Here is a 3,844-nt window from a genome sequence, read left to right on the forward strand (position 1 = left end):
GGCGGGGGCGGGAGTTCCGGCTCCGGGAGGGCCGCCGGGGGCGGGCCGGTGCCCGGGGGCGGGGGGATGTCGCGCGTGGTGCCGTCGGGGAGGTGGGCGGTGTGGCGCACGGCGGTCTGCGGGACGGCCGTCGCGGTGCACACGCCGTACGGGGACGGCTTTCCCGGGGGTGCGGTGAGGTGGAAGCCGGGGTAGCCGGCGAGGCCGAGTTCGACGGCGGCGGCGCCGATCCTGCGCCCGACGGCCTCGGGGTCGGGGTCGCGGGCGACGAGGCGGAGCAGGGCGCTCGCGGTCTCCTCGGTCGCGGCGTCGGGGTGGTCGGTGCGGACGAGTTCCCAGTCGGCGCTGGCCGGGGGCCGCTCCGCGAGGGCTTCGGTGAGCTGGGCGCGGACGAGCGCGGCCTTGGCGGGGATGTCGAGCCCGGTGAGGACGAAGACGACCTCGGCGCGGTGGCCGCCGACGCGGCTGAGACCGGCCTTGAGCGTGGGCGGCGGCGCCTCGCCGCGCACCCCGTGCACGAGGACCCGGTCGGGCCCCCGGGCGGCGATCCGTACGGTGTCGAGGCGGGCCGTGACGTCGGGGCCGAGGTAGCGGGCCGGTCCCGTCTCGTACAGGAGCTGGGCCGTGACGGTGCCGGTCGTCACGGCGCCGCCGGTGCCGGGGGGCTTGGTCAGGACGGCGCTGCCGTCGGCGGCGATCTCGGCGAGCGGGAAGCCGGGGCGGCGTACGTCGTGGGCCGTGAAGTCGCTGTAGTTGCCGCCGGTGACCTGGGCTCCGCACTCCAGGAGGTGGCCCACGACGACGGCGCCCGCGAGGCGGTCGTATTCGTCCGGCTCCCAGCCGAAGTGCGCGGCGGCGGCGCCGCTGACGAGGGCGGCGTCGGTGACGCGTCCGGTCACCACGAGCTGGGCGCCCGCGCGCAGGCAGGCGGTGATGCCGTGGCCGCCGAGGTAGGCGTTGGCGGTGAGCACGCCCTCGCCCCAGCTCGCGCGGCCCGCCGCCTCGGGGCGGTCGAGGAGGTCGTCGCCGCTGACGTACGCGACGGGGATGTCCAGCCCTTCGCGGCGCACGAGCCGCCGCAGCTCCCCTGCGAGTCCCGCCGGGTTGAGGCCGCCCGCGTTGGTGACGACGCGGACGCCCCGCTCGGCGAGGAGGTGGAGGCACTCGGCGAGCTGGCGCGGGAAGGTGCGGGCGTACCCGGCCGCCGGGTCCTTGAGGCGGTCGCGGCCGAGGATGAGCATGGTCAGCTCGGCGAGGTAGTCCCCGGTGAGCACGTCGAGCGGCCCGTCCGACAGCATCTCGCGCACGGCCGAGAAGCGGTCCCCGTAGAAGCCGGAGGCGTTGCCGACGCGGAGCGGGGCGGGCGGGGCTGTCGGGGCGGAGGAAGTCAACGCGGTTGCTCCTCGGGCGAGTCGGGAACGGGGCGGGACCGGGTGGGGGCTGGACGGTGACGGATTCGGCGCGCTGGGCGTCGTGGGGTGCAGCATCACAGCGCGCCCGAAAACAAGCAAGCGTGCTTGCATGATTTCTCGCGGGGGTTGTGACGGCGAACCGCGGGCGACCGCCCGGCGGTTCACGGGCAGGGGTGCGGCGCGGCAGCGGCGCCGGGGCGGCCGGCCTGCCGCGCGGCAGCGGCACCGGGCGGTCGGCCGGCCGGGGTACGGCGGAATTCCGGTTGCCCCGGGCGGCCCCGGGGCCGAAGGATCTGCGGAGTCCGCCCGTTCCCGACGCCGGAGCCACCCCACGGACCCGCTCGCCGCTCTCCCCCTGCGCACCCCGCGCCTGACGCTGCGCCCCTTCGTGCCGGAGGACACCGACGCGGTGCACGCCTACCAGCGGCTCCCCGAGATGGCCCGGTACCTGTACCGGCCGCCGCGCACCCGCGCGCAGAGCGCGGCCGTCCTCGCGGTGCCGCCCGCGTGGGAGGAGGCCGGGGACCGCGTCGCCCTCGCGGTGTGCCCCGCACCGCCCGTGCCCGGGGGGCCCGCGCTCGTGGGCGAGGTGAGCGTGACACTGCGCGACGCCGGCGCCCGCCAGGCCGAGATCGGCTGGACCCTCCACCCCGGCGCGGAGGGCCGCGGCTACGCGACCGAGGCCGCCCGCGCGCTCGCCCGGCTGGCCTTCACCACCCTCGGCGCGCACCGCTTGTACGCGCGCGTCGACGAGGAGAACACCGCCTCGCGCCGCCTCTGCGAGCGCCTCGGAATGCGCCAGGAGGCCCTGCTGCGCGAGAACGACGTGCGGGACGGGCAGTGGGGCAGCGAGTGCGTCTACGCGGTCCTGGCACGGGAGTTCGGCGACGACGGGAACCACGCGGACCCCGGCGCGCCCGGCGGCCCGGGCGGGTTCGGGGGGTGAGGGGGCGGGCGTACGGGCGTGGCGTCAGGCGGTGAGCGGGTGCGGTGTCGGGGGGGCGTACGGGTCCGGCGTCGGAGGGCGTGGGGGCGCGGCGTCAGGGGCGCGTACAGGCGCCGCGCGCTGAGACGTACCGGCGCGGCGCTGCCCCGCGTCCCGCGCCGTGCACCGTGCGCGCACCCCGCGCGGCGGGAACCCGCCCCGGCCGACGCGTGGACGCCGTCTTGACGGCCCGTCGTGGCGCCGTGACACTGAGGGAGACGGTCACGATCGTCAGCGCCCGCGCGGCGAGTCCCGCGCGGTTCATCGGCCCCGGCCCGCTGACAGGCAACCCTTCGACCGCGATGGGGTGCCCCGGGTGACGACCTGGTCCCGCCACGGCGGCGGGACAAGCGCGGCCCCCGCGAGGCGGCCGGGGAGGGGTGGGTGCCACATGTCCGGAGTTCTCGACCGGCGCGCCACCGACCGTTCTCCCTTGCCCGTACGCCTCCGCCGCCGCACCCTCACCCGCAGGCTCCACATCGACCTGCTGCGCGTGTGCGCCGCGGCGGGACGGCCCGTGCGCTGACCCGTCCCCCGGACGGCTCCCCCACGTGATCCCGGCGCCTCGCGCGCCCCCTGTGCCGCGCCTTACTCCCCTCTCGTCATCTGGGAGAACCATGTCCGGAACCCTTGCCCCCTCCTCGCCCGCCCTCCCCCTCTGTACGCCCGCGGCCGCCCGGCACGGCGCCGGTCTGCCGCGGGTGCGCGAGGCCGACGAGCCCGTCGTGCGCGAACGCATCGGCGTCGCGGGCGGCCACGGCTTCTACCCCGTGCCGCACCGGTACGCGCTGTACCTGACGCCGCGTCGCGCGGACACGCTGCGCGTCGCGGTGACGGTGCGGCTGCTCGGTCTCGCCGACACGCTCGCCCTCGTCCCGCTCGAAGGCCCCGGCACTCCCGCGCACGAGAGCCTGCGCCGCGCCTACGAGGCGACGCGCCGGCACTACGCGGGCCCGCTCGCCGTGCCCGCCCTGTGCGACCGCTGGACCGGTCGCGTCGTCAGCAACCACACCCCCGACATCCTGCGCGACCTCCACGGCCGCTTCGGCCCCGCCGAGTCGGCCGAGTGCGGCGCGTGCGCGCTGCGTCCGGCCGCGCTCGGCGCCGAGACCGACCGGCTCGAAGCCGCCTGGGACTTTCCCGGCGCGGTACCGGGCACGGCTCCGCTCGACGCCCTCGCCGCCCGCCTGCGGCACGCGCCGTACGTCCTCGGCGAGCGGCTGACGGCGGCCGACGTGGACGCGTGGTCGGCCCTCGTCGCGCTCGGCGCGCTGCCGGAGACGGGCGGCGCCCCGCACCCGTTCCTCGCGACGCACCCGCACCGTGACGTGCTCACCGCCTGGACGCGGGGCCTCGCCGGCCGTCCGGCGTTCGAGGGGGCGCTGGCGGAGGGTTTCGGGGTGGAGTGAGCGCCGGGGCGGTCCGAGCGGTGGCCGTGCGGAGCCGG

At 77.9% G+C, this 3,844-nt stretch carries 3 protein-coding genes and 1 riboswitch; of the genes, 2 read left to right on the forward strand and 1 reads right to left on the reverse strand.

Annotated elements, in window-relative coordinates; all coding sequences use genetic code 11:
• Positions 1–1,391 (reverse strand): acyclic terpene utilization AtuA family protein (locus SSBG_RS00825; RefSeq protein ID WP_037870918.1); only part of this gene is annotated, 1,391 nt, incomplete at its 3' end.
• A 376-nt stretch (positions 1,392–1,767) separates the two neighbouring features.
• Here SSBG_RS00825 and SSBG_RS00830 point away from each other — a divergent pair.
• Positions 1,768–2,358: a GNAT family N-acetyltransferase gene (locus tag SSBG_RS00830; protein WP_008744349.1), complete on the forward strand. Its 591-nt coding sequence runs from the start codon at positions 1,768–1,770 to the stop codon at positions 2,356–2,358.
• Between the two features lie 259 nt (positions 2,359–2,617).
• Positions 2,618–2,756, forward strand: a riboswitch (SAM riboswitch).
• Between the two features lie 258 nt (positions 2,757–3,014).
• Positions 3,015–3,806 (forward strand): cell envelope biogenesis protein OmpA, encoded by a 792-nt coding sequence (locus tag SSBG_RS00840; protein WP_234010297.1) that lies wholly within the window; start codon positions 3,015–3,017, stop codon positions 3,804–3,806.
• Positions 3,807–3,844 lie beyond the last annotated feature (38 nt).

The organism is Streptomyces sp. SPB074, from assembly GCF_000154905.1.
Taxonomy (GTDB): domain Bacteria; phylum Actinomycetota; class Actinomycetes; order Streptomycetales; family Streptomycetaceae; genus Streptomyces.

Bases quoted from the DNA above. Each gene is read 5' to 3' on its own strand.
- SSBG_RS00840 (WP_234010297.1), top strand. From the start codon at position 3,015: ATGTCCGGAACCCTTGCCCCCTCCTCGCCCGCCCTCCCCCTCTGTACG.